This window comes from Streptosporangium sp. NPDC049376 (genome assembly GCF_044466505.1).
GTDB lineage: Bacteria > Actinomycetota > Actinomycetes > Streptosporangiales > Streptosporangiaceae > Streptosporangium.
This window is the reverse complement of the sequence record NZ_JBITMT010000011.1, coordinates 181,173-205,399: the sequence shown is the minus strand read 5'-3', so window position 1 is coordinate 205,399 and position 24,227 is coordinate 181,173. Positions and strand designations below refer to the sequence as shown.

Below are 24,227 nucleotides of genomic sequence, written 5' to 3'. Positions count from 1 at the left end.
TCTCCTCTTTCTGTGGAACGGGGTGACAAATCTCAGAGCGAGACGGGACGGCCGGTGGCCACCGACTCGTAGGCGAGTTCGATGATCCGCACCGCGTAGGCGCCGTCCTCGGGGGCGACGGCGGTCGGCTCGTCCTTCGCGATCGAACGGGCGAAGCTCTCGATCCCGGCCGCGATCGAGTTGTACTTCCAGGTGGTGGGCTCGTAGGCCGTACCGGGCAGGGGCGACCCCTCGTGGTCGCGCTTGCCGTGGAAGATCATGGCCGGGGGGTTCTGGTGCTGGTCGACGACGATGAGGCCCTTGGTGCCGTGCACTTCGAGGCGCTCGTTCCACGGTCCTCCCGAGGTGAAGGTGGACTCGACGGAGAACAGCGCGCCGGAGCGCGTCCGGCCGCACACCAGCGACCAGTCCTCGACCTGGCTGACGTCCACGAGCCGGTCGGACATGGCCCGCAGGGAGGCGACCTCGCCGAACATCCACTTCAGCAGGTAGAAGGAGTGGGCACCGGCGTCGATGATGGTGCCGCCGCCCGAGCCGTCCTGGCGGCCCTTCCACAGCTTCGGGTTGCCGAGCCGTTCGAACTCGTTGCCGCTGATCAGGGTGCGGACGAGGGTCACGTCCCCGATCTCGTCGCCGTTGATGGCGTCGAGGGCGGCCTGGTAGGCGGGGATGAACCGGGTGTTCTCGTTGACGGTGAACTTGAGGCCCTTGCTCGCGGCGAGGGCGACGAGTTCACGCGCGTGCCCGGCGTCCACGGTCATGGGCTTCTCGATCAGGACGTGTTTGCCCGCTTCGAGGAACTCCCGTGCGATCTCGTAGTGCACGTTGTGCGGAAGCACGAGGTCGACGGCGTCGATCCGGTCGTCGTCGAGCAGTTCGCGGTAGTCGGTGGACGCCCGCGCCCCGAGCGACCGCGCCGTCCGCTCGGCGACGGCCGGGTCCAGGTCGCAGACGACCGCGGCCTCCAGGCCGTCGGCCCGCTGGTAGGCGAGGTGGTGGGCGAGCTGGTAGATCTCTCCGAGGCCGACGACGCCGAAGCGTATCGATCCGGTCACTGGGCAACGCTCCCTTCGAGACGTTCGCGAATGATGCGAAGGTTGTGGGTGAGGGAATCCATCACCCGTGACTCGTGCCGGAAGACGGCCACCGACAGGACGCCGTCGAAGGCGACCTCACGCAGGGCGTCGAACACCTCGTCCCAGTCGATGTCGCCGTGCCCGATGTCGAGGTGCTGGTGGTTGCGCACCCCAGGGCTTCCCGGGTTGAGGAAGGTACGGCCGGGCAGCAGGGTGTCGGCCAGGTGGACGTGGTCCATGGTCTCGCCGGCGTAGGTGATGATGTCGCGGTTGACGTTCTTGAGGTGGCCGCGTTCGTCCTCGACACCGGTGAGGTAGAAGGTGTGCGGCACGCAGTGCAGGTAGGTGACGTGATCGCTCTGCAGGCCCCTGATGAAGTCGACGGCCCCGATGCCGGACTCAAGCCAGTCGCCGGGATGCGGTTCGAGCGCGATCGTGATGCCCTCGGACTCCGCCAGCGGCAGCACCTCCTCCAGGGAGCGGCGCATCGCGGCCTCACCGGCCTGCGGGGCGCTCGGCCGTCCGGTGAACTCGGAGTTGATGCGGTCGCAGCCCAGGTCGACGGCCAGCTGGACGGTCTGCTTCCAGTAACCGACCGCCGCCTGGCGGATGTCCTCCTCCGAGCTTCCCCAGGCCTGCTCGATGAAGATGGACGCGATCCCGACGCCGTGGGTCTTCGACGCCGTCGCGATCTCGGCGATCTTCGCCTTGGACGCGCGCCTGCCGCCGTAGCTCGGCATCACGTCGGGCCGGGGCGAGAGCTCCAGGTGTTCGAAGCCCGCCTGCCGTACGGTCGAGAACACCGTGTCGATGGGGTGTGGACGCAGCATCCACGTGTCGGTCGCGATCTTCATCTCGTTCCTCGCTGGTCGTTGTGCGTGATGAGGACCCGGCCCCGTGCCTGGCCGCTTCGCAGCCGGGCGAGTGCCTCGTTGGCGTGGTCGAGGGGGTACTCCTCGTCCAGTGCCGGGGTGATGGCGCCCTCGGCGAGCAGCCGCAGCGCGTCGTGCTGGTCCTTCCTGTCGCCGTTGCGCGAGCCGACGATCTCCAGCTCGCGCTGGGCGAGGACCGTCGAGCTGACGCCGGGGAGGTCGGGCTCCTCGCCGACCACGACGATCCGGCCCCTGCGGCGTACGTACCGCGCGGCGTCGGCCATGGACTCCGACGTTCCGACCAGGTCGATCACCAGGTCGGCGCCGTCGGCGGGGCCCTTGTCACCGGCCCGGGACCCGGCCCAGGCGCACAGGGCGGACACCCGGTCCGCCGACGACGCGGGCACGACGTACTCGGCCCCGTTGTGTACGGCGAGCGCCAGGTTCTCCTGCCGCACGTCGACGGCCGCGGCGGAGATCCCGGCACCGGCCAGGAGCTGGAGGACGATCTGCCCGATGCCGCCCACGCCGATCACGACCGCGGTCCGCACCGGCGTCACGGTGCCGCGCCGGTAGGCGTGCACCGCCGTGACGACCGCGCAGCTCGACAGCCCGGCGATCCTGGGGTCGAGGCCTTCGGGAACCCTCAGCAGGTTCCTCGCGGGGGCCGCGAAGTACTCCGCGAAGCCTCCCGGCAGCGTCACGCCGATGATCCCCCGCAGGTGCAGCGCCTGCGCGTCGGCCCCTGCCCGGGTGAAGCGGCACTCCCGCTCGGCGACGAACAGGTGGGGCACGACCACCTCGCCGATCTCGACCCCGGAGACGTCCCGGCCGCGTTCGACCACGACGCCCGCGGGTTCGTGGCCCATGATGTGCGGCAGTCCGGGCACGTAGGCCAGGCCGTCCTGGATGTGCAGGTCGGTACGGCACACGCCGCTGGACAGAGTCCGTACCAGGACCTCGTCCGGCCCGATCTCGGGGACGGGAACCTCGCGGATCTCCAGCGGCCCGCCGACGCGGGTCAGGAGCGCGGCGCGCATGGTGGCGCTCACCGCCATCCCTCGGCCCACCCCGCGAAGAAGGCGTCGGCGGCCTCGGCGGTCGAGTCGTAGTAGCCGTAGCACCCCTCGGTGGTCACCAGCGTCGGCAGGCGCAGCCCGGCGATGCGGCGGCCGAGGACGCCGAAGTCCGCGACGTCCAGGCGCAGCAGCCCGAACCCCTGCTCCCGGTGGGCGTCGTAGCCCAGGGCCAGGACGAGGTGGTCGGGTTCGAAACGGGTGATCGCCTCAAGCGCCGTCTCGAACGCGGGCAGGTAGGCGTCGAAGCCCGAACCGGTCGGCAACGGCAGGTTGAGGTTGCCGCCGGGGGCGCCGGGGCCACCGGTCTCCTCGGCGAACCCGGCGACGTGCGGCCAGCCCTCGGCGTGGATCGAGACGGTCAGGACCGACGGGTCGTCGTAGAACACGGCCTGGGTGCCGTTGCCGTGGTCCTGGTCGATGTCGAGCACGGCGACCCGGCCGCTTCGGGAGAGTTCGCGGGCCGCGATGGCGGCGTTGGCGAACACGCACAGTCCGCCGCCCACGGTGGGCAGGGCGTGGTGGCCCGGGGGGCGGGACGGCACGAGCACCAGCCCCGGGGAGGACCGGTCGGCCCGCGCGAGCCTGCGGGCGCCCTGCTGGGCGGCCGCCGCGCTGTGCAGCGCCCCCTGGCAGACCGAGGGGGTGGCCTGGGTGATCTCGTCGAAGAAGTACTGGATGTGCCGTCCCACGAAGGTGCGCGGCTCGGAGACCTTCAGGGCGGGGACCGCGATGACGTTCAGCGGGAACTTCGTGGACCCCTCCTGCCGTCCGCTGCCCTCCTTGACGAAGTCGACGTATTCGGGGCTGTGCACGGTCAGCGCCGCGGCGCCGCCGTCCTCCTCGGGCGCGAGCCGTTCGGCGTCGGGGAACGACCGGCGGAAGGCCGCCAGCGTCGCCGTGACCGAGGTCGGGTAGACGATGCCGGGAAACTCCTGGTTCTCGACATAGGGGGAGGTCATCTCCGCGACGACCGAGGGGGTGTTCATGAGGCTCCCATCCGGCTCAGCGCCACCCGTACGGCGCGCACGAGCCAGGCCATGACGAACCGGAGGAGGACCGCGGCCGCCCCTGCTCCGAGCAGGACGACGGCGACGACGGCTGTCCTCGGGCTCACTTCGAGTTTGATGTCCTGGAACATCCGCAGCGGCAGCGTCACCGCGGTCGGCCCGGACATGAAGGTCGCGACGACGACGTCGTCGAACGCGGCGAGGAAGGCGAACACGAAGCCGCTGACCAGCGCCGGGCGCAGCGCGGGCAGCAGGACGTGTCTGAGCACCGACAGGGGTCCGGCGCCGAGGCTGCGCGCGGCGTTCTCCAGCCGCACGTCGAGGTTGCGCAGCGCCGCCGCCGTGATCGACACCGCGAAGGGCAGCCCCAGCACCACGTACGGCAGGACCAGGCCCAGCGGGGTGCCGACGAGGCCGTGCGGCGCCACGAGCACGAAGAACCCGAGGCTGTAGATCATCGGAGGGACGATCATCGGCATCGCGACCAGGACCGCCACCGGCACCCGTGAGCGCCGTGGACCCCGTACGAGACCGAAGGCGCCGAGACCGCCGATGACCACGCCGATCGCCGCGGAGAGCGAGGCGATGCCCAGGCTGAGGAAGGTCGAGCCGATCCACGACTCGTCGGCGAGGTAGTCGGCGAACCACCGGGTGGAGTACTCCTCCGGCGGGAAGATCAGGTAGGTCGCGTCGCTGAAGGACCAGATGGCCACCACGACCAGCGGCGTGACCAGCAGGGCGGCGCCCACGAGCCAGCCGCCGACCAGGATGGGCAGGCGCAGCCGTCCGACGACGCCGAGGACGGTGTCGAGCACCCGGGCACGCAGGTCACGCAGCCGCTCATACCGTTCGTCCTGTTTCGCGGACTCCCGGCGGGGGCTCGCGGCGGTGCTCCCGATGGAGAGCGAGGGCGCGAGATAGCGGAAGAGGACGACGAACAGCACCAGGACGACCAGCAGGAGCAGTACGGCCTGCGCCGCGGCCCCGGCGGGATCGACGAGGTTGGAGAACTGGACGAGGATGGACTGGGCGATGAGCGTGTCGCCGGGACCGCCGAGCAGCGCGGGCGTCACGTAGAAGCCGAGGGTGCTGATGAAGACCAGGGCGGCGGCGGCCAGGACCGCCGAGGAGGTCGCGGGCCGGTACACATGCCAGTGCGCGACCGCCGGTGAGGCCCCCAGGCTCTGCGCGGCCCGTACGGCGGCGCGGTCGATGCCGCTCATCACGCTGTAGATCGGCAGCAGCGCCAGCGGCAGCAGGATCTGCACGGTGCCGATCAGCATGCCGGTCTGGTTGAACACCAGGTCAGGAGGGTTGTCGATGCCGACAAGCGCGAGCGTTTTGGCGACGAGCCCGCTGGGGGCGAGGATCGCGATCCACGCGTAGGAACGGATCAGGATGCTCGTGAAGTACGGCACGAGCACCACGACCATCAGCGCGCCGCGCAGCCGTTTGGGCATCCGGGTGAGCGCGTAGGCCATGCAGTACCCGAGGGCGACGCAGATGCCGGTCGAGAGCGCGGCGATGACCAGGGTGCGGCGCATCGCCCGCCAGAAGACCGGCGAGGTCACCTGCTCGTGGTAGTTCTCCAGGGTGAGTCCCTGCCCGCCGCGGAAACTGTCGACCAGCAGTGAGCACAGCGGGACGACGAACAGCAGGATCAGGACCGCCAGGAGCGGAACCAGGGTGAGCCACCGGCGATCCGGCCTGTGCCGTGGGGGGGCGGCCGGATCACCGGTGAACCGCTCCGGGGAGCTGTCGACCGACATGGATCTCCTAGGTCGAGGTCGTCTCGATCGCGGACGGGCCGTGGGCTACTTGGAGACCCACGCCTGCCAGCGCTCGATGGCGACTTCCTCATTGGACTTGGTCGACCCGGGGGCGGTGGAGGTCCACCAGTCGTAGTCCTGGGTCACGGCGGAGGCGACGTTCTTCGGCGACGTCGGCAGCAGGGCGGCGCGGTCCTCGGGGAGCAGGTCGAAGGCCGCCGAGTTCGCCGGCGAGTAGGTGATCGCGTTCGCGAAGTCCGCCTGGGCCTGCGGCTCCATCATGAAGGCCAGGAGCTTCTGCGCGTTCTTGGCGTTCTTGGCGCCCTTGAGGATCGCCCAGTTGTCGTACTGCAGGATCGACTGGTTCCACGTGCTCGCGACCGGTACGCCCTTCTCCTTGGCGCCCGCGACCCGGCCGTTCCACGCGCTGGCGACCGTGACCTGGCCGCCGGTGAGCAGCTGGATGGGCTCGGCGCCGGTCTCCCAGTACTTGACGAGGTTCGGCTTGAGCTTGTCCAGGCTCGCGAACACCCGGTCGTAGTCGATGGGGTAGAGGTCCTTCGGCGCGACGCCGTCGGCCAGTGCCGCGATCTCGAACGTCGCACCGCCCGCGCCCCAGGCGCCCGGCGCGAGGGTCCGCTTCCCGGGGAACTTCGCGACGTCCCAGAAGTCCGCCCACGAGGTCAGCGCCTGGTCGCCGAGCTTGGCGGTGCTCCAGGCCGGGACGACGGAGATGTAGTAGGCGGGCACCGCGTCGTCGGCGGCCTTCACCGGGGAGATCTTTTCGCGGTCCCCGGCCTTCCACAGCGTGTAGTCGACCGGTTCGAGGGCGGCGCCGTCGCGGAACCGCTGGAGTACGGCGCCGTTGATGTTCACCAGGTCGAAGGCGGGGGCACCGGCCTTGACGCCCGTGAGCACCACGGCGGCGTCGAACTCGCCGGGGCTGAGCACGACGTCGATCCCCGTCTTCTTCTCGAACGGGTCGAAGAAGGCCTTCTTCATCGCCTTGCCCAGGTCACCACCGGGGTCGGGGACGACGACCGTACCGGCGGAGGGGGCACCGCCGGTGTCGTCGCCGCTTCCACAGGCGGTGGTCGTGAGCAGGGCTCCGGCCGTCACCGCCGCCCCCAGCACGGTCTTCCGGGAGAACTTCATCAGCCGAACCTTTCTGTCTTGCACATCTCTGACGCGTCCTGGCCCGCGGCTTACCGCCGGCCGTCCGCGTGGTAGCCGCGTGCGGCGTAGGGGTCCCAGTGGACGGCGACCCGGTCGCCGACGGCCCATCTGGTCTCGGTGAGGTTCCTGAACGACAGGCGCGCGTTGAGGTTCCCGATCGCGGTCTCGACGACGTGCAGCGCCGTCGCGCCCTCGTACAGCACCTCGCTCACCACACCCGGTACGGCCTGCGCGCCTGTGCCGTCGGCGCCGTCGGGGGGCAGCAGCGAGACCTGTTCCGGGCGGACCCCGACCTCGACGCCCCGGTCGGGCCTGAGCGAGGCCGCGTTGGCCACCTCACGGCGGTGTTGCGACGAGTCGCCGTCGAGGACGACCCGGACCTGGCCGTCGGCGTCGAGGACGGAACGGCCTGTGAAGAAGTTGGTCTCCCCGACGAAGTCGGCCACGAAGGCGCTCGCGGGTCTCTCGTACAGGTCGGTCGGCGTGCCGAGTTGTTCGACGGCGCCGTCGTTCATCACCGCGACGCGGTCGGCCATGGTGAGGGCCTCGCCCTGGTCGTGGGTCACGTAGATGACGGTCGCGCCGAGGTTGCGCTGGAGGCGTTTGATCTCGACGCGCATGTGCTCGCGCAGCCGCTTGTCGAGCGCGCCGAGCGGCTCGTCCATGAGGAGCAGCGCGGGCCGGAACACGATCGCGCGGGCGAGCGCGACCCGTTGCTGCTGACCGCCGGAGAGCTGGTCGGGGAAGCGGGTCGCGTAGTCCTCAAGTTTGACCAGCTCAAGGGCGTGCTGGATGTGGCCGCGCTGTTCCCGGAGCGGCATCCGCCGCATCCGCAGCGGGAAGCCCACGTTCTGGGCGACGGTCATGTGCTTGAACAGGGCGTAGTGCTGGAACACGACGCCGATCTCGCGTCTGTGCGGCGTCAGCCGCGCGACGTCCCGGCCGTTGATGCGGATCGCACCGCTCGTCGGCTCCTCGAAGCCGGTGAGCATGTTGAGCAGCGTCGTCTTTCCCGCACCGGAGGGACCCAGGATCGCCAGGAACTCACCGCGTCGGATGTTCAGCGAGACACCGCGCACCGCCTCGACGGTCCCGTACTTCTTCGACAGGCCGTCCAGCTCAACCTCACCGCCCGTCGCGACCTGGTCGACGACCTGGACGCCCTCCGACACCTCGGACATCCTCAACTCCTCGGTAAAGTTGCAATCAATGCAACGCGTATGGCTGACGAACTTAGGCAGCCCCGCAAGGCGTGTCAAGGGGTCAACCAGGGGTGAAACAGCACAGATCCGGCACCTTGGACCGGTCCAGCTGCGAAATCGGGCGCTTCCTTGGCCCAACTTGAGCGTGCTATGTTGTCGGCAGCGCAACACACCTCAGTGCGCGGCGCACCCCTGCCCACACTGAGAAGATTCCGAGAAGACGGTCAGTCCAGGATCTTGGTAAGGAGAGAATTTCTCTATGCCAGACAATCCATCACGGGACAACAGCGACCTCGGGAGCATGTCGCACATCAGGCGCGGTCTCATGGTTCTTGAGCAACTGGCCACCAAGTCTGCGACGGCGGCCGAGGTAGGGCGGTTGGTCAACGTGAACCGCAGCAGTGCGCTGCGCATACTTGGCGATCTCGTGGACGCCGGCTACGTCGCCCGCGACGACGCCACCAAGGAGTTCACCATCCGCCCGGAGCGGTTCTACGGGCTGATCGTCAACCATCCCGCGCACGAACAGCTGATAGAGAAGGTCGGCCCGCTGCTCAAGCGGCTGACCGGCGGGACCGGCGAGGCCTCCCTCTTCGCCGCCCCGGCCAGCGGAAACATGGTCTACGTGCAGTACCAGCCCTCGTCCGAGGTGCTCACCCTGCGCGAACGGCTCGGCACCGTACGGCCCATCCACTGTTCGGCGGTCGGCAGGGCCTACCTGTCGACGTTCGACGACGTCGCCCTCGACGAGGTCCTCGGCACCCTGAGCTACTCGGGCGGCACGGACCGCGCCGCCAAGGGCCCGCTCGACCTGCGCCAACGGGTCGAGGAGTCCCGGCTTCTCGGCTACGCCCTCGACATCGACGAGACCCTCGTCGGCGCGTCCTGCGTCGCGGCCCCCCTGAACAACAACGGCAGGTGCATCGGTTCGATCGCCCTGTCCGGACCGACCTCCCGCATGCCCAAGGACCGCCTCGTCGAGCTCGGCTCCTTCCTGGTCGGCGAGATCGCGAACACGTTCTGACCTTCGGCGAGCGCCCACATCGGGGACGGCCCTCGCCGAACGTCACCCAGCGGGCACCGCGCTCTTCCCGGAGAAACCAACGTCACGGACGACACCGCCGGCCCGAGATCCGGAGTCCTATGATTCCGGGATGCCCCTCAGATCCGTTCCGTTCCTTCTGCTGGTCCTTGGGCTCGTCGCCGGTTGCGGGCTTCGCGGAGCCGGGGCGGAGACGTCGATCCAGGGACGCTGGTGGACCTGGGCGTCCTCGGAGCCCGAGAACACGAATCCGGTCACGGACCCGAGCGGACGGTTCTGCCACCGGAACCAGCCGCAGGACGTGTGGTTCCTCGCCGGCACCTTCGGCGGTACGGCCCGGCGGACATGCGAGGTTCCCGAGGGACGGCCGATCGTGTTCCCCCTGGTGAACCGGACCGCCACCAGGGCCGAGTGCCGGAGGTTCATGGCCGCCGCCAAGGGTGAGGCCGTCCTCGACGGCGCGCCGGTCGCGTCCGAACGGCTGACCGAGGGTCGCGTCGCCATAACCGGCGTCGCGGGCAACCCGCTGACCGGCCGGAAGGGGAGGATGCTCTCCCCCGCGTGCGGCATCTGGGTACGGCTGCGACCGTTGAAGCCCGGCCGCCACACCCTGACCATCCGCGGCTCCTCCGACGACTTCCGCACGGGCGTCGACTACACGCTCATCGTCGATCCCCCCGGTCCCCAGGCCTGAGGACCTGTTCCGGGGGCCCTCGCCACGGTGAAGATCGTCCTGGAGGGGAACGGTGGCCTTTCCCGCCGGTCGGGGGATGTACTGAGCGGTCCTCTGTCACAGATGGCCGGGCTGCCCTGTCAACTGTGCGCGGAGAATCGATCTTCAGTGTGCTTCGCCGTCGCGACCGTTAGGAGAAGGCACGTGTCCCACCCCCTCCCGTTCGTCATCGACCCCGCCGGTGCCGACCGGTACACCGAGTACCGGGCCCTGCGGGACCGAGGCCCGGCCACCCCGGTCGACGTCCTCGGCCTGCGCGTCTGGGCGGTCACCGACCCCGCCCTGCTCAGGACCCTGCTCACCAGCCCCGACGTCTCCAAGGACGGCCGCCTTCACTACCCGGCCTTCCAGCGGACGATGGAGACCTGGCCGCTCGCCCTGTGGATCGGGGTTCAGAACATGTTCACCGCCTACGGCGCCGACCACCGCAGGTTACGCCGCATGATCGCCCCCGCCTTCAGCGCGCGTCGCATCGCCGAGCTGAGGCCGACCGTCCAGGCCATGGTCACCGGGCTGGTCGACGACCTCGCCACGGTTCCCCCGGGACAGGTGGTCGACCTGCGCGAGCGGCTGGCCTACCCGTTGCCCATCGCCGTGATCGGCCACCTGATGGGCGTCCCCGAGGAACGGCGCAACGACTTCCGGCAGCTCGTCGACAACATCTTCGACAGCACCCTCACCCCCGAGCAGGCCCAGGCCAACACCGCGCTGCTCTTCGAGACCATCGAACGGCTGATCGCCGACAAACGCGACAACCCCGGCGACGACATGACCTCCCTCCTCATCGCGGCACGCGACGAGGAGTCGGACGGCACCGGCCTCACCGGCGCCGAACTGCGCGACACCATGATCCTGATGATCAGCGCCGGGTACGAGACGACCGTCAACGTCATCGACCAGGCCGTCTTCGCGATGCTGACCTCCCCCGACCAGCTCCACCTCGTCCACGAGGGCCGGGCCACCTGGGAGGACGTCGTCGAGGAGACCCTCCGCGCCGAACCCGCCGTCAAATACCTGCCGCTGCGCTTCGCCGTGACCGACATCGAACTGCCCGGCGGGCAGGTCATCGCCGCGGGAGACCCCATCCTCGCCGCGTACGGCGCCGCCAACCGCCACCCCGGCTGGCACGGGCAGGACGCCGACGCCTTCGACGTCACCCGGGCGACGAAGGACCACCTGACGTTCGGCTACGGCGTGCACTTCTGCCTCGGCGCCCCCCTTGCCCGCCTTGAGGTCGCCGAAGCCCTGCGGCAGCTCTTCTCGCGTTTCCCCGCCATGTCGCTCGCGGCGCCCGCCGACACGTTGCGGCCGGTCCCCAGCCTCATCAGCAACGGCCACCAGGAACTCCCCGTGCGTTTGAGCGCCGCCGAGTAGCCCGCCGTACGATCCCGGAGGACCTCTGGACCGGCTACCCGTGCGGGTGGCCGGTCGCCCCGCGCAGGCCCGGCCGGCGACGACCGGGTCAGCCGATGGTCACCACCCGTGCCCACTCGGGTGGCCGATCCGGCACGTAGAAGGAGTCGTCCTCCTCCCACGAGCGAAGCCGCCCCCTCCTGGAGAACAGCCCGATCACCGTCCGGCACAGTGGCCGTACCTCCGGCCAGCGGGTCTGCCCGTCGGTCAGGACCACGACGACGTCCGGCGCGGGCCTCGTCCGCAGCGCTCCGGCGAAGCCCGTACGCAGATCCGTCCCGCCACCGCCGACCAGCGGAATCCCCTCCGCGCGGCACAGCCCGTGCACCGCCTGGACCGCCGCGTCGCACGACAGCACGCCGACCAGGTCACGCCTGCCGCCCACGGCCCGGACGATCGCGGCGATCTCGACGAGCGCGCCGCCCAGTTCGGCGTCGCTGACCGACCCCGAGGTGTCGACGACCACGGACACCCTGGGCGGTCTGCGCCGCAGGCTCGGCAGCACGACGCCGGGCAGGCTCGTCGAGCGCCGCGACGGCCTGCCGTACACGTAGTCCTCACCCGCGCCAGGGCCGGAGAGCGCGGAGCGGACCGCGGCGCCGAGCAGTTCGCGCCACGGCTGCGGCGGGTGGAACGCCTTCTCGGCCCACCTGCGCCATCCCTGCGGGGCGTCACCGGGACGGCCGACGATGCCCTCCGCCACCCGGAAACGCACCGCGTCCCGCTCCTGCGGGCTGAGCCCGTACGCGCCGTCCGGCCCGAGCTCCCACTCCCGTTCCAGCCCGTCGGCCCCGCTGCCGCAGTCCAGCCAGACCAGCCCCTGCGTGTACGGCCCCAGCGTGAACCGGCGCAGGTAGTCCTCCATCAGCTTGCCCTCGGGCAGCCCGAGGGCCTTCGGATAGACGGCGTCCTCGGGCCTGACCAGCCCGTCCCCGTACACGTCGTCGTTGATCTCGCAGTCCGCGGCGATGTTCATCCGCAGCCGCTCCCCCGGCCCGGTCAGGCCCCGTTCCACGGCGACCCGGTCGCTGCGTCCGTGGTGGTCGCGCAGCAGGTGGGAGACCTCGTGCACCCACACGCCCGCCAGCTCCTCCACGGAGGTCGCGGCGACGAACGGCGGCGAGACGTAGCAGCGCCAGTACCTGTCGACGGCCATCGTCGGCACCCGCCGTGACTCGACCGGGTGCAGCGCGAACAGCGCCGTCGCCAGGTAGGGCCGGGCCCGGACGGCGAGCAGCCGGGCCGCGAAGAGCTTCTCCAGGTCCAGCGTCCCCGTCGCGCCGGACGTCATCGGCCCCGCCCCGCGACGGCGGTGATCCGTGCCGCCGCCCTGTCGGCCTGCCCGCTCAGCGACACCACCCCGGCGAGCCTCTCGATCGACGCCGGGACCTCCCAGTCGGCGTGACGCAACGCGGCGAGCGTGGACGCGGGCACGACCACCAGGTCAGGGGCCCCGGTCTCCAGCGCCCTGGCCAGCAGTGCCCACGCCGCCTCCCACCTGGCCCGTTCAGGCCGCCTCCTGACCGCCTCGACCACCCCGTCGAGTACGGCCTGGCGCAGGTCACCCCGTTCCGGCAGGACGGCCGCCGCCGGGTCGGCCAGCAGCGTCTCCGGGTCGGGCAGGTCCATCCTGTCCGTCCAGGCCAGCAGCTCCAGCCCGGGACCGTCCCCGACCGTGCCCCTGACCAGCGTGGACAGCACCTCCCTTGAGGTGTTCGCCGCGGTGGCGAAGGCCGTGAGCCGCAGCGCCATCTCCCAGCTGCGGGGCGAGGGCCACGGCCCGCCCCTGCGGGTCTCCTCGCTCGGCAGCCGGTGCACGAGGGTGGGACGGGCGGCGAGGAGCCCGCACACCGCGCGCCTGGCGAACGTCACGGCCTGCGGCAACAGCTCCGGGTCGAGCCGGGGCAGCGTCGCCCTCGGCCAGGTCCCGCCGAGACCGCGCACCACCACGTCGTGGTCATGAGCCCACCGCAGGTGGACGAACCGGTTGGCCAGGGGCGCACTCAGCTCCCAGCCGTCGGCCGCCGAGGAACGCGGGTTGGCCGCCGCCACGATCCGCACCCCGGGCGGAAGCCGCAGGGCGCCGACCCGGCGTTCGAGCACGAGACGGAGCAGAGCGGCCTGCACCGCGGGCGGTGCCGTGGACAGCTCGTCCAGGAAGAGCAGCCCCCTGCCCGCAGCGGCCAGCCGTACGGCCCAGTCCGGTGGGGCCATCGGGACGCCCTGGGTCGCGGGGTCGTCGCCGACCACCGGCAGGCCGGAGAAGTCGGACGGTTCGTGCACGCTGGCGATGACCGTGGTCAGCGGTAGGTCGAGGGCGTCGGCGAGCTGCTGGAGGGCCGCGGTCTTGCCGATCCCCGGCTCCCCCCACAGCAGCACCGGCAGGTCGGCCGCCACGGCCAGGGTCAGCGCCTCAAGTTGCGGGTCGGCACGCGGCTCCGTGGTCGTGTCGCCGAGCATGGCGATCAGGTCGGCGGCGACCTCCAGATCGCCGGCGTGAGCGGTACGGGATGAGAATTCGAGCATCGAATCACCTCTGGGTCTGAGAAGGGTTCAGCGGGATGTCCGCTGACGTTCGGTGGGGACGTTCAGCGAGACGTCGTGCGGCGCGAACGCGCGTGGTCGGCCTTGGCGCCTGTCTGAGGCACCTGACCAGGCCAGATGACCGATTCCTTGCCTGGCCCGGTCAGTCCGGTCCGGAACAGCCCGTGCGCGACCCGTCGCCGTGCCGCCGCCTCAAGCTCGTCCCGCAGGGCGCCCTCGGGCAGTGCGGCGCCGGGGCCGAGGAGGTCCTCGACGGCGGCCAGGGCACCGGCGACGTCGCCGTGTTCCAGCCGCGCGCGGATGCCGGGGAGGCCCTCCGGGGCGCGGTGCGCCTCCTCGATCACCCGCAGGCAGGGCAGCGGGGTACCGGTCAGCGCGGACAGCAACCTCTCGCGGTGTATCTCGGCGGGGTCGTGGTCGAGCGGCACGAGCACGCCGTCGACGAGCCCGATCCGGTGCCGGGCCCCACGGCACTCGACCAGCCGCCACGCCTCCCGGCCACCGGTTCGCGGTGGGCGGGACGGGGAGTGGTCCGGTGCGAGCGCCGACGCGACGAGCGGGTGCAGCCGGTCGGCCTCGATCAGTCCGGCGCGGAGCAGCATCAGGTCGGGCGGCACCCACGTCGCCGCGTCCGGCAGCACGGGCAGCGCCGACCGGCCGCCCCGTGTGGGAGCCGTCGTGATCCGTACCTCAGGGAACGCCGTCAGGTCCAGCACCAGCAGGCGCCGCCTCCCGAGCCGTACGGCGACCGCGTCCCCTTTCTCCTCCTGGAGAAGGGTCCACGCCTCGGCCGCCCACCGGTCCACGGCGCAGCCGGGCTCCAGCGGCACCCCCGGATCCTGAGAGGGAGGGTCGCCGGCCCCGGCGCGGACCCGCAGCTCACCGGCCCTGCGGGCGTCCCACAGGTGGCGGTGCAGGTCGAGGCGGAAACGTCGGTTCGGCCGGGGGTGCGGATGCCGTCCGGCCCCGGACCCGTCCCACAGCGCCAGGCTGATCCGCTGCCCGGCACCCGCCCAGGCGGGTGGGGTCCGGGCCACGAGGTGCACCGTGGCGCCGCCGCCGTACGACGCAGGATGGTATCGGGCCAGGGAGACGGTCAGGCCCGGCCGCAGCAGACCGTCGGGGACGATCCGCGGCATGTGCCAGCGCAGCAGGTCAGGAGCCAGGTGACGAAGGTCGTCCCGGACTCGGGCCATGAGCTCCCGGCCGTGGGTGCGAGCCGTGGAGCGCAGGTTCAGATCGATGTCGACGTGCGCCGCCGCGCACGCCCCCGCCCAGTCTCCGACGGTACGGCGGGCGGTCGCTGTCTCGATCATGGAGGGCGGCACGGCGAACTCGCGCACGTGCAGCCAGAGGGAGAGCCGGGAATCCTCGGTCACGGTCAAGGGGCGCATCAGCACTCACCTTGCCGGAACGAGACCCCCAATCCACAGGAGTAGGTATTCATCCCGGCCAGCATAGAGCCTTCCCCACCGGATCCGCCATGCACGAAATACCGGCCCCACCGGAAGGGGGACGATTTTCCGGAGGGATTTCCGTTTTCCGCGCGACCATAAACCGGCCCTGTGGACAGATTGGTCGTTCCTGTACGCCCCGGTGGCGCGCCTGTAGTGTTCTCCACCGTGATACTCGCGAGCATTCCCAGCCCGGCGACAGCGGTCTGGTACGTGAACCTCGGGTTCTTCGAGATTCCGATCCGGGCCTACACGTTGTGCATGGTCGCCGGTGTCGTCGCCGCGAGCCTCATCACGAACAGACGCATGCGCAGCCGTGGCGCGCCCGCGACCGCCGCCCTCGACATCGCCGTGTGGGCGGTGCCCTTCGGCATCGTCGGCGCCCGCCTCTACCACGTCGTCACCACCCCGGAGAAATACTGGGGCGCCGGTGGCGAGGGCGTCATGGGCACCCTCAGGGTGTGGGAGGGCGGCATCGGCATCTGGGGCGCCGTCGCCGGAGGCGCGCTCGGCGCCTGGATCGCCTGCAGGAAAACGCGGTTGAGCTTCACGCTCCTCGCCGACTGCATCGCCGTCGGCCTCCCGATCGGCCAGGTGATCGCCCGGCTGGGCAACTGGTTCAACAACGAGCTCTACGGCGGCAGGACCGACCTGCCGTGGGGCCTTGAGGTGCACAGGATGTCCGGCGGCGGCCCGGGAGAACCGCCGATCGGCAGCGCGGCGGTCGACGCCGAGGGCAGGCCGGTCCTGCTGGAGGGCCTCTACCACCCCGCGTTCCTCTACGAGATGGTGTGGGACCTCGGCGTGGCCGGGTTCGTCTACTGGCTCGACCGTAGACACAGGTTCGGCAAGGGCCGCGCGTTCGCGCTCTACGTGATGGCCTACACCGCGGGCCGGGCCTGGATCGAGACCCTGAGGACGGACGAGGCCCTGATCCTCTTCGGCCAGCGTCTCAACTTCTGGGTCGCGATCGTGGTGTTCCTGTCCGCCCTGGCCTACTTCGTACTGCGCAGGGGGCCGAGGGACCATCTCGTTCCCGCTCCCGGCGGCGAGGGCTTCCTGACCGTCACCGAGGCGGAGTTCCTCGCCCACAGGGCGGCCGGACCCCGGACCGGCACCGGCGATTCCGTCCCCGCGGACGAGCCGGACGGGGCACAGGCCAAGAACTGACGACTCCTTTACTCTTTCAAAGTCAATTCATGACCGGAACGATTGTGTCGATTTCCTGAACAGACCGAAGAGAACGGTCGCCGTCCAGGAATCTTTCCTCTCATTCCTGCGAATGTGGACAAGCCATCGAACATGCCTCTCACATTCCATTCACCACATCAAGTGACATACATTATTCCACTTGTCGGACGTCAGGGCCGTCCTTATACTCGCCCGTAAGCCAAGCAGCCTGACGCGATCAGTCACGCGTCATCCCCCATCGGCGGACGCTCCACTCACCAACCCGTCGACGGACCGATGAAAAAGGCCTTCACCTCCGGTGCTTGTGCTCTTGTTGTCGCCATGGCCCCCGGGCCGCCGACAACGCCACGCCGTACATCGGCGGGGTCTGGATTCACAGAAAAGTCACGAGTCAAAGAAAACAGGAATCAATGGCCACCGATAACCGCACGAAATCACCGGCGACGAGGAATGCCGCCTCCCTCGGCAGGGGCTCCGCGCAGGTTCCGAGACGTGATCGGCGAAGGTGGCCCGCGGCGTCCAAGGTGTGGTCGACGATCAGGGGCGGCGCGAACGGCACCGGCCCGCGGCCCGACGAGACCGGCCGGACGCTGATCCGCGCGAACGGCATCGTCAAGACGTATCGGTCCGGCGAGATGTCGGTGCCCGCGCTCAGGGGCGTGAGCCTCGAAATCCAGGCCGGTGAGTTCGTGGCCATCGTCGGCCCTTCGGGCACCGGGAAGTCGACGCTGATGAACTGCCTGTCCGGAATCGACACCGTCGACTCCGGCACGGTGATCGTCGACGGCCTCGACCTCCACGCGCTCTCCGACCGGAGACGTACGGAGCACCGGGCCAGGCGCATGGGGTTCGTGTTCCAGGGCTTCAACCTGATCCCGGTCCTCAACGCGGTGGAGAACGTCGAACTCCCCCTCCTGGCGGCGTCGGTCAGACCGGCCGAGGCACGCGAACGCGCCCACGCCATGCTGGCGAGGGTCGGCCTGACCGACCGGGCGAGACACCGGCCCGGCCAGCTCTCCGGAGGCCAGCGGCAGCGCGTGGCCATCGCCCGCGCCCTGGTCGGCGGCCCCGCCGTGATCTGGGCCGACGAGCCGACCGGGAACCTCGACTCCTCGACCGCCGCGGCCGTCGTCGAACTGTTCGCCGAACTGAACGAGGGCGGGCAGACGATCGTCATCGTCACCCACGACGACACGGTCGCCACGTGCGCCAACCGGACGATCGAGCTGATCGACGGCCGTGTCGCCACGGTCCCGGTCACCTGGGGTGACTGGAGGCAGTCGTGACGTACGCCGCCGTCGCCGTCCTGGCGCTGCTCGTCCCGCCGATCGTCTTCGACCTCGTGTTCCGCCCGGCCATCCGAAGGATCGGGCTGCGTGAGGTCCTGCGGCGTCCGAGAGCGGCGGCCCTGGTCGTCTTCGGCTCGATGCTCGCGACGGCCCTCATCACCGGGTCGTTCGTCGTCGGTGACTCCTTCGGGACCTCCTACCGCGTCCGGGCGGAGACCCACCTGGGGCCGCTGGACCTGCTCGTCACGTCCGAGAACGTCAAGGACGACCTCCGTACCCTGGACGCGTCGCGCCTGGTGGACCGCAGCCCGATCGAGTCGGTCATGGCGGTGCGCGAAGGAGAGATCACCGCCACAGACGGCCACGGAAGGACGCGTCCCCGCACAAGGTTCTGGGAGCTGGAGCCCGCCGAGGCACGCGCGTTCGGCGACGACCTCGACGCCTCAGGCCTGACGCGGCTGCCCGCCAGGCTCGGACGCGACGAGGTGGCGATCAACACACGTCTGGCCCGGAGCCTGGACCTCACCCCCGGAGACGACCTCGAACTGACCGCCGGTCCGACCACCGTCAAACTGCGCGTCGCCAGAGTGCTCCGCGAGCGGGGAATCGCCGGATACGCACCGATCATCGTCACGAAGGGCACACTGAGCGACGCGCTGCCCCACCGGCCCGGCGTCGTCCGGGACATGATCGCCGTCTCGAACGTCGGCGGCACGTACGGCGGGGCGGACAGGACCGTCGAGGCGGAACTCTGGATCGTCGCGGCGCTCGGCGACCGGACCCCCGTCGTCTCCGTGAAGTCGCCTGCCCTGGACCGGGCGAACCGGATCGGCGACGAGGCGAAGAACCGGTTCGGCATGGCCGGTGGCTTTCCCTTCGCCGCGGCCGTGCTCCTCGTCATCAGCCTCTTCGTCATGTTCGTGACGGAGCGGAGGGCCGAGCTGGGGACCCTGCGCGCCATCGGCCTGCGGAGGGGACACATCCGCAGGATCTTCGCCGTGAAGGGGCTGGTCCTCGGCCTGCCCGCCACCCTCCTGGGACTCGGGGCCGGGGTGTGCGTCGCGGCCCTGGTCGTCCGCGTGAGCCACGGCTCGTTCGGGGTGGACGAGAACCTCCGGCTCCACCTGGACGTCCAGCCCGCCGCCCTGCTGTCGGGGGCGCTCATCGGGCTGGCCGTCTCGCAGCTCACCGTGCTGGCCGCGACCCTGAGGACCACCGGAGCCGACATCATGGCCGCGATGCAGGACGCCGCGCCACACGGTTCCGGCGGGTCAAGGCGCTGGATCGTCCTCGGCCTGTCGCTGTCCTGCGTGGCGGCGGCAGGCTGGCTGCTGACGTCGGACCGTCAGTTCACGGCGTTCGCCGCGCCGATCGTGTTCGTGCTCGGCTTCCTCCCGCTGCTGATCGACAGGATGGGCCGCAAGGTCGCCGTGACCCTCTGCTGCGGGCTGGCCCTCGTCTGGGCGAGCACCGTCTTCGGCATCCTGACCGGCACCTTCGAGGAGGTCGACCTCAAGCTGCTCATCGTGCGGGGCGTCGTCCTGGTGGGGTTGTCGTCGGTCGTCGTCGCGGTGTTCGACGGATGGCTGGTCGCCCCGATCCTGGCGGTCACCCGGAGGTTCGTCGCGCCCCGTCTCGGTCTGACGACCGTACTGGCGCGACCGGTCAGGACCGCGTTGCTCACCTCCTTGTACGCGCTCGTCGCCTTCGCGCTGACCTTCACCGCGATCCTCAACACGGTCCTCAGGCAGGAGGAGCCGAACGACGTCGCCCGCGCGGGCGGGGGCTACGACGTCGTCCTGTTCAGCAGCCGTCTGTCCCCGGTGACGACGAAGCAGTTGAGAGCGCGGAGCGACGTCGCGTCGGCGATCAGGCTGACCGACGGCTACGCCATGATCACCTCAGCCGCCCTGGACAGGTACGAGGCCGCGCAGGGCCACCGGCACGCCTGGGACTCCGGCACGCCCCGGCCGCTGCGCAGGACCGTCACCCTCGTCACGCCCGAACTCGCGGGCAACCGCCCCCCGAGGCTGGCGGAGCGTTCGCAGGAGTTCGGCTCCGACGCCGAGGTCTGGGCCCACGTCGCCGCCGACGCCTCCGCGGTCATCGTTCCGAAGTACGTCGGCCTCGAAGTCGGCGACAGCGTGCGGCTCGTCGACCGGTCGAACCGTCCGACCGAGCTGAAGGTCGTCGGCCTCAGCGACTGGAACCGGCTCGTCGGGGCCGGGCTGTACGTCTCGGAGAAACAGGCCGGATCGCTCCTGACCGAGGTGCCGCCCCTGCGCCGTCAGTACGTCGCGGCCGCGCCCGGAACGACGGCGGACGCCCTCGTCGAGGCGCTGAACACCGACTACGTGACCGCCGGGGCCGACGCCCACTCCTTCGCCGCGGACGTCGCCGCCGAGTCGGCGAAGACGGGGGCGTTCGTTCAGACCCTGCGGGGTTCCATCGGTCTGGGGCTGCTGGTCGGCATGGCCGGGCTGGCCGTCGTGCTGGTCCGCGGCGTCCGCGAACGACGTGGGCAGTTCGCGATGCTGCGGACCATCGGGTTCAGGCCCGGCGCGCTCAGGAACGCCCTCCTCGTCGAGGTGTCGTTCGTCGGCGTCCAGGGCACCGTGCTGGGCGCCGGGCTGGGCGTGCTGAGCGTGTGGCAGGTCCTGGCGCCGCGGACCGCCACGGCTCGCGGCCTCGGCTTCACGGACCTCACGGACCTCACGGTGCCGGTCGCCTTCCTCGTGGTGCTGGCGCTGTCAGCCCTGGCCGCGGCCCTGCTCGCCGTCCGGGCGGGACGCGCCGTCTCCGCCGAAGCGCTCCGGCCGTCCCACTCCGGCCTTCTCATCTGAACCACTGTGATACCTTCGGCGGCGCCGTGCATTATTGCGAATTCGAGGAGGTGAGTCCGATCAACGCTGTGACAGGCCGGGGCTCCCTCCTTCGCATGGCCTAGGGAGCGCCCGCACAAGGCATCCCGAAAGGTCCGAAACGCTGATGCGCTTCACCTCCCAGACGTCGTCGGACGGCGTCACCGAGCAGTTCTTCACCCTCGACGAGATCCCCGGCGTGCTGTGGACGCCGGATGACACCCCCGGCACGCGGCCGCTGATCCTGCTGGGCCACGGCGGCGGGCAGCACAAAACGGCTCCCGCCATCGTGTCCCAGGCTCGCCGCTACGCCGCCGAGGGCTTCGCGGTCGTCGCGATCGACGCGCCCAACCACGGCGACCGCCCCAAGGACGAGGAGTTCGGCCGCGTCGTGGCCGAGATGCGGGCCGGTATGGCCTCCGGCGAGAACCCGGGCGTCGCGGTCGCCGGCATGCACGGCCACCTGGCCGGTCGGTCCGTCGCGGACTGGCGGGCGGTCCTCACCGAGGTCCAGCGTCTCGACCGGGTCGGCGCCGGCCCGGTGGGCTACTGCGGCGTGTCGATGGGCTGCGGGCTCGGCATCCCCCTCGTCGCCGCGGAGCCCAGGATCCGCGCCGCGGTGCTGGGCCTGCTCGGCGTGTACGGCCTGGCCGAAGAGGCCGCGCGGGTCACCGTACCGGTGCGGTTCCTGATGCAGTGGGACGACCGGCTGGTGCCGCGTGACCAGGGCCTGGCCCTGTTCGACGCACTGGCCTCCCCCCAGAAGACACTGCACGTCAACCCCGGCGCGCACGGGGACGTGCCGTCGTTCGAGGTGGACAGCGCCCTGAGGTTCCTCGCCCGGCATCTGACCTGACCTGCCAGGACGCGCCGGCCGGACCCTCGCTTCCGGCCGGCGCGCACCGGTACGCCGAACCACGTGCGCGTCCGGTACGGCCAGGCCGGGACACCCGGCACGTCCCTGCTCCGACAGAGCGAGGACACCCGTTCGGGCGGGGAGGGGTGTCCGTTCGGGTTAGTCAGGGCGCCCGTTCCGGTGAGCCGGGGCGCCCGTTTCGGCGCGTCCATCGGCGACATGATCCCCACCCTGTGGATAGTTGTGCGTCCTTCCTCGCCCCGTATCGTCCTCACCAGTGATCACAGCCGTGTGGGAAAGGGAGGGTATGACCGACGACGTGGTGCGACGCGTTTTCCAGGCGGTGGACTCCTTCGACCCCGAGGAGTTCGTGCGGCTGCTGACCGAGGACGCCAGGTTCGTGTTCGGCAACGCCGAACCGCTGGTGGGCCGTACGGCCATCGTCGCCGGGCTGCGGGCGTTCTTCTCCACCATCGGCGGCCTGCGACACCGGATCGTCAGAAGCTGGCAGGTCGACGCCGACGTCATCGCCGAGACCGAGGTGACCTACCAACGCCTCGACGGCAGGGAGGCGAGCGTCGTGGCCGTGTCGATCTGGCGCACCCACGACAACGGCCTCATCTCCGACTACCGAATATTCGTCGACCTCACCCCTCTTTACGCGCCTTGGAACCCGCCTCCAGAGCGTCACGACCACGCCAACAGCTCGGTGGTCTTGCCTGCCCGGGATCTGCCGAGGGCGTGATCCGCCTCCCCTTTCGGCATCCGGCGGCATGCCGGTGGGCGCGCCGGGTGGCTCCGCCGGACCCTGCTGGTGCGCCCTCGCCTTCTCCGTCCCCCCTTTCAGGGGTCGACGATCGAGCGCGGACAGGCGCACCAGCCGGTCATCGGATCAGGAGACGCAGCGGCGCAGGGCCACCCGGCCACCGTCCTTGGTCACATCGCTGGAATGCGGGGCCAGGCAGAGCTTCGTCCACTGGTTGGAGAAGGTGTAGCGCCCGCCCGGCATCGGGTTGACCGACCAGTACTGGTTGGCCGAGTCCCAGCGGGTCTCGCAGCCCCACCACATGAGCTGCGTGTTCTCCCCGGGCGGGGTGCCGTTGTTGTACGGCGCGGTCAGGCAGTAGCCGTTGGCGTTCTTGATGTTGAACCATCCGCCGTTGCGCGGGGCGGCGGTCCACTTCTGCGACGACTTGCCGTTGCACGAGCGCTGCACGACCATGCCGCCGCCGGAAATCGTCGAACCGCGGTCGAGGCACTTGCCGCTCAGCACGTTCTTGTAGGCGGTCGTGTTCACCGACCACAGGTCGTACGCCCCGGTGGGCTTCGGCTTGGGCAGGCTGCCGCAGTCGTACTGCTGCAGCGGCGCGTCGTTGCTCAGCAGGTTGTTGTGGTCGAGCGCCATGCACTTACCGCTCTTGCGGTTGTAGAGATAGAACGCAGGCTGCGCGTCGTAGTGCGGCGGAATCTTCACCGTCACCCGCATCACCGCCCAGTTCTGCTGCGGCGCCGACGGCGTGCAGTTCTGCTGGTCGAGGCTGAGCCAGTCGGCCATCTCATCGCCGGTGACGTCCGCGCACTTGCCGGAGGCGTCGTTCTTCTGCAGGAACGACCCGTCGGCCTGCTTGACCCGGGTCCAGCGCAACGCCGAGGACGTCCCGGTCGGGCAGTCGCGCTGCACGATCCTCGCCCCCGCCGTCTTGCTGTCGTCCTTGACCACCATGCACTTGCCGCTGTGCGCGTTGAACAGCCGGTACTGGCTCGGCAGCCACAGACGGAAGTCCCCATAGGACGACTCAAACGAGGTCGACTCGGTGTAGCCGCTGTCCCCGCCCCCGCCGCTGCCGCAGTACTTGGAGATCTCCCAGTCGCTCATCGGCCGCGAGTTCAGCGCCCAGTCGTAGGAGCGGCTCTTGTCGGGCACGTACACGGTGAGGTTCTTGCCGTACTGCATGCCGTTGCCGTCGTCGTAGTCGGCGGCGATGTCCACGACGGCCTTGATGAGCGGCCGGCGTACGGTGATCCACGCGACGCCCCAGCCGGGCACGTTCGCGGTGTTGGTGTAGGTGTCGCTGGTGCTCCAGCTCCATGACCAGCCGAGCTTCGGCCCGACGGACGCCTCCCAGTCGCCGAACTTCTTCTTCCCGCCGATGTCGAGCCCGAAGGAGAAGGAGGTCGACGAGCTCTTCATTCCCGCGACCCCGACGCTGCCGCCCGCGGCCCCGCAGGAACGGGCGACCGGACGAGGCTTGTTGGAGTCGCCGATCGCGTCGGGGATCTCCGCCTCACCGAGCACCTGCTGGGAACTCTTGTAGGTGAGCCTGCACTCGGGCACCTCGTACACGAGGTCACCCGCCTGCCGGTAGGTGACGTTGAGGCAGTCGCGAGCGATCTGCTCGGGGGATCTGGCCGCGGCGGCGGGTGAAGGTGAGATGACCATCGTGCCGAAGACGGCGGTGGCCGCCGCGAGCATGACGGCACCGGCGCGAAGCCGGGGGAGGACGTGCATGACGCTCCTGATCAGAGTATTCAACGTGCTCGCGCAGGCTAGAAGTCCAGGGAGGCGCCGGACTGAACGGCTCAGGAACACGACTTGAAATGATCATTCAGGGCTGGGTGTCGGCTGTCGGCGCGTGCCGCGGTGGTGAAGGCCGGCGGAGCTC

Annotated in this window: 19 protein-coding genes; 8 read left to right on the top strand and 11 right to left on the bottom strand. The window is 70.3% G+C overall.

The window, feature by feature from the left end; genetic code table 11:
- Positions 1–32: 32 nt before the first annotated feature.
- The 7 genes from ACIBVQ_RS26325 to ACIBVQ_RS26295 are packed head-to-tail and all read right to left on the bottom strand — an operon-like array spanning position 33 to position 8,160.
- Positions 33–1,055 (bottom strand): Gfo/Idh/MocA family oxidoreductase, encoded by a 1,023-nt coding sequence (locus ACIBVQ_RS26325; RefSeq protein ID WP_362782472.1) that lies wholly within the window; start codon positions 1,053–1,055, stop codon positions 33–35.
- Entirely contained in the window at positions 1,052–1,930 is an 879-nt protein-coding gene (locus ACIBVQ_RS26320) for a sugar phosphate isomerase/epimerase family protein (RefSeq protein WP_352012913.1), read from the bottom strand. The genes ACIBVQ_RS26325 and ACIBVQ_RS26320 overlap by 4 nt, the downstream gene beginning before the upstream one ends.
- The gene (locus tag ACIBVQ_RS26315) at positions 1,927–3,000 is read right to left on the bottom strand and encodes an alcohol dehydrogenase catalytic domain-containing protein (protein WP_399180638.1); all 1,074 of its coding nucleotides are present in this window, start codon (positions 2,998–3,000) and stop codon (positions 1,927–1,929) included. The genes ACIBVQ_RS26320 and ACIBVQ_RS26315 overlap by 4 nt, the downstream gene beginning before the upstream one ends.
- Positions 2,997–4,013: a hypothetical protein gene (locus tag ACIBVQ_RS26310; protein WP_352012911.1), complete on the bottom strand. Its 1,017-nt coding sequence runs from the start codon at positions 4,011–4,013 to the stop codon at positions 2,997–2,999. The genes ACIBVQ_RS26315 and ACIBVQ_RS26310 overlap by 4 nt, the downstream gene beginning before the upstream one ends.
- Positions 4,010–5,803: an ABC transporter permease subunit gene (locus tag ACIBVQ_RS26305; protein WP_352012910.1), complete on the bottom strand. Its 1,794-nt coding sequence runs from the start codon at positions 5,801–5,803 to the stop codon at positions 4,010–4,012. The genes ACIBVQ_RS26310 and ACIBVQ_RS26305 overlap by 4 nt, the downstream gene beginning before the upstream one ends.
- A gap of 45 nt (positions 5,804–5,848) precedes the next feature.
- A complete protein-coding gene (locus ACIBVQ_RS26300; protein ID WP_352012909.1) occupies positions 5,849–6,958 on the bottom strand; it encodes an extracellular solute-binding protein in 1,110 nt (369 codons plus the stop codon).
- A gap of 50 nt (positions 6,959–7,008) precedes the next feature.
- Entirely contained in the window at positions 7,009–8,160 is a 1,152-nt protein-coding gene (locus tag ACIBVQ_RS26295) for an ABC transporter ATP-binding protein (RefSeq protein WP_399180636.1), read from the bottom strand.
- A 280-nt stretch (positions 8,161–8,440) separates the two neighbouring features.
- On the opposite strand from ACIBVQ_RS26295, the gene ACIBVQ_RS26290 reads away from it, so the two are divergent.
- From ACIBVQ_RS26290 to ACIBVQ_RS26280, 3 genes are all read left to right on the top strand, one after another.
- Positions 8,441–9,205, top strand: coding sequence for an IclR family transcriptional regulator (locus ACIBVQ_RS26290; protein WP_352012907.1), 765 nt, complete (start codon positions 8,441–8,443; stop codon positions 9,203–9,205).
- Between the two features lie 130 nt (positions 9,206–9,335).
- Entirely contained in the window at positions 9,336–9,917 is a 582-nt protein-coding gene (locus tag ACIBVQ_RS26285) for a signal protein (protein WP_362917440.1), read from the top strand.
- A 183-nt stretch (positions 9,918–10,100) separates the two neighbouring features.
- On the top strand, positions 10,101–11,330 hold the full coding sequence (locus ACIBVQ_RS26280) for a cytochrome P450 (protein ID WP_399180633.1): 1,230 nt from the start codon (positions 10,101–10,103) through the stop codon (positions 11,328–11,330).
- An 88-nt stretch (positions 11,331–11,418) separates the two neighbouring features.
- Here ACIBVQ_RS26280 and ACIBVQ_RS26275 read toward each other — a convergent pair whose 3' ends face one another.
- The 3 genes from ACIBVQ_RS26275 to ACIBVQ_RS26265 form a co-directional block, all read right to left on the bottom strand.
- Positions 11,419–12,660: a VWA-like domain-containing protein gene (locus ACIBVQ_RS26275; RefSeq protein ID WP_399180631.1), complete on the bottom strand. Its 1,242-nt coding sequence runs from the start codon at positions 12,658–12,660 to the stop codon at positions 11,419–11,421.
- The gene (locus ACIBVQ_RS26270) at positions 12,657–13,895 is read right to left on the bottom strand and encodes an AAA family ATPase (RefSeq protein WP_399180629.1); all 1,239 of its coding nucleotides are present in this window, start codon (positions 13,893–13,895) and stop codon (positions 12,657–12,659) included. The genes ACIBVQ_RS26275 and ACIBVQ_RS26270 overlap by 4 nt, the downstream gene beginning before the upstream one ends.
- A 62-nt stretch (positions 13,896–13,957) precedes the next feature.
- The gene (locus ACIBVQ_RS26265) at positions 13,958–15,307 is read right to left on the bottom strand and encodes a hypothetical protein (RefSeq protein WP_399180627.1); all 1,350 of its coding nucleotides are present in this window, start codon (positions 15,305–15,307) and stop codon (positions 13,958–13,960) included.
- A gap of 228 nt (positions 15,308–15,535) precedes the next feature.
- On the opposite strand from ACIBVQ_RS26265, the gene lgt reads away from it, so the two are divergent.
- The 5 genes from lgt to ACIBVQ_RS26240 all read left to right on the top strand — a co-directional run bounded on the left by lgt (position 15,536) and on the right by ACIBVQ_RS26240 (position 22,309).
- On the top strand, positions 15,536–16,537 hold the full coding sequence (lgt, locus tag ACIBVQ_RS26260; RefSeq protein ID WP_399180625.1) for a prolipoprotein diacylglyceryl transferase: 1,002 nt from the start codon (positions 15,536–15,538) through the stop codon (positions 16,535–16,537).
- Positions 16,538–17,082: 545 nt separating this feature from the next.
- A complete protein-coding gene (locus ACIBVQ_RS26255; RefSeq protein WP_399180623.1) occupies positions 17,083–17,844 on the top strand; it encodes an ABC transporter ATP-binding protein in 762 nt (253 codons plus the stop codon).
- Entirely contained in the window at positions 17,841–20,690 is a 2,850-nt protein-coding gene (locus ACIBVQ_RS26250) for an ABC transporter permease (protein ID WP_399180621.1), read from the top strand. The genes ACIBVQ_RS26255 and ACIBVQ_RS26250 overlap by 4 nt, the downstream gene beginning before the upstream one ends.
- Before the next feature lie 145 nt (positions 20,691–20,835).
- A complete protein-coding gene (locus tag ACIBVQ_RS26245; protein ID WP_399180619.1) occupies positions 20,836–21,564 on the top strand; it encodes a dienelactone hydrolase family protein in 729 nt (242 codons plus the stop codon).
- 307 nt (positions 21,565–21,871) lie between these two features.
- Positions 21,872–22,309, top strand: coding sequence for a nuclear transport factor 2 family protein (locus ACIBVQ_RS26240; protein ID WP_399180617.1), 438 nt, complete (start codon positions 21,872–21,874; stop codon positions 22,307–22,309).
- A 147-nt stretch (positions 22,310–22,456) separates the two neighbouring features.
- Here the strand turns inward: ACIBVQ_RS26240 and ACIBVQ_RS26235 are convergent, their stop codons facing one another.
- The gene (locus tag ACIBVQ_RS26235) at positions 22,457–24,073 is read right to left on the bottom strand and encodes an RICIN domain-containing protein (protein WP_352012896.1); all 1,617 of its coding nucleotides are present in this window, start codon (positions 24,071–24,073) and stop codon (positions 22,457–22,459) included.
- Positions 24,074–24,227: the final 154 nt, after the last annotated feature.

Coding starts and splice junctions, on each gene's coding strand:
- ACIBVQ_RS26320 (WP_352012913.1), bottom strand. CDS start 1,930: ATGAAGATCGCGACCGACACGTGGATGCTGCGTCCACACCCCATCGAC.
- ACIBVQ_RS26310 (WP_352012911.1), bottom strand. CDS start 4,013: ATGAACACCCCCTCGGTCGTCGCGGAGATGACCTCCCCCTATGTCGAG.
- ACIBVQ_RS26305 (WP_352012910.1), bottom strand. CDS start 5,803: ATGTCGGTCGACAGCTCCCCGGAGCGGTTCACCGGTGATCCGGCCGCC.
- ACIBVQ_RS26300 (WP_352012909.1), bottom strand. CDS start 6,958: ATGAAGTTCTCCCGGAAGACCGTGCTGGGGGCGGCGGTGACGGCCGGA.
- ACIBVQ_RS26295 (WP_399180636.1), bottom strand. CDS start 8,160: ATGTCCGAGGTGTCGGAGGGCGTCCAGGTCGTCGACCAGGTCGCGACG.
- ACIBVQ_RS26290 (WP_352012907.1), top strand. CDS start 8,441: ATGCCAGACAATCCATCACGGGACAACAGCGACCTCGGGAGCATGTCG.
- ACIBVQ_RS26285 (WP_362917440.1), top strand. CDS start 9,336: ATGCCCCTCAGATCCGTTCCGTTCCTTCTGCTGGTCCTTGGGCTCGTC.
- ACIBVQ_RS26275 (WP_399180631.1), bottom strand. CDS start 12,660: ATGACGTCCGGCGCGACGGGGACGCTGGACCTGGAGAAGCTCTTCGCG.
- ACIBVQ_RS26270 (WP_399180629.1), bottom strand. CDS start 13,895: ATGCTCGAATTCTCATCCCGTACCGCTCACGCCGGCGATCTGGAGGTC.
- ACIBVQ_RS26265 (WP_399180627.1), bottom strand. CDS start 15,307: ATGCGCCCCTTGACCGTGACCGAGGATTCCCGGCTCTCCCTCTGGCTG.
- ACIBVQ_RS26245 (WP_399180619.1), top strand. CDS start 20,836: ATGCGCTTCACCTCCCAGACGTCGTCGGACGGCGTCACCGAGCAGTTC.
- ACIBVQ_RS26240 (WP_399180617.1), top strand. CDS start 21,872: ATGACCGACGACGTGGTGCGACGCGTTTTCCAGGCGGTGGACTCCTTC.
- ACIBVQ_RS26235 (WP_352012896.1), bottom strand. CDS start 24,073: ATGCACGTCCTCCCCCGGCTTCGCGCCGGTGCCGTCATGCTCGCGGCG.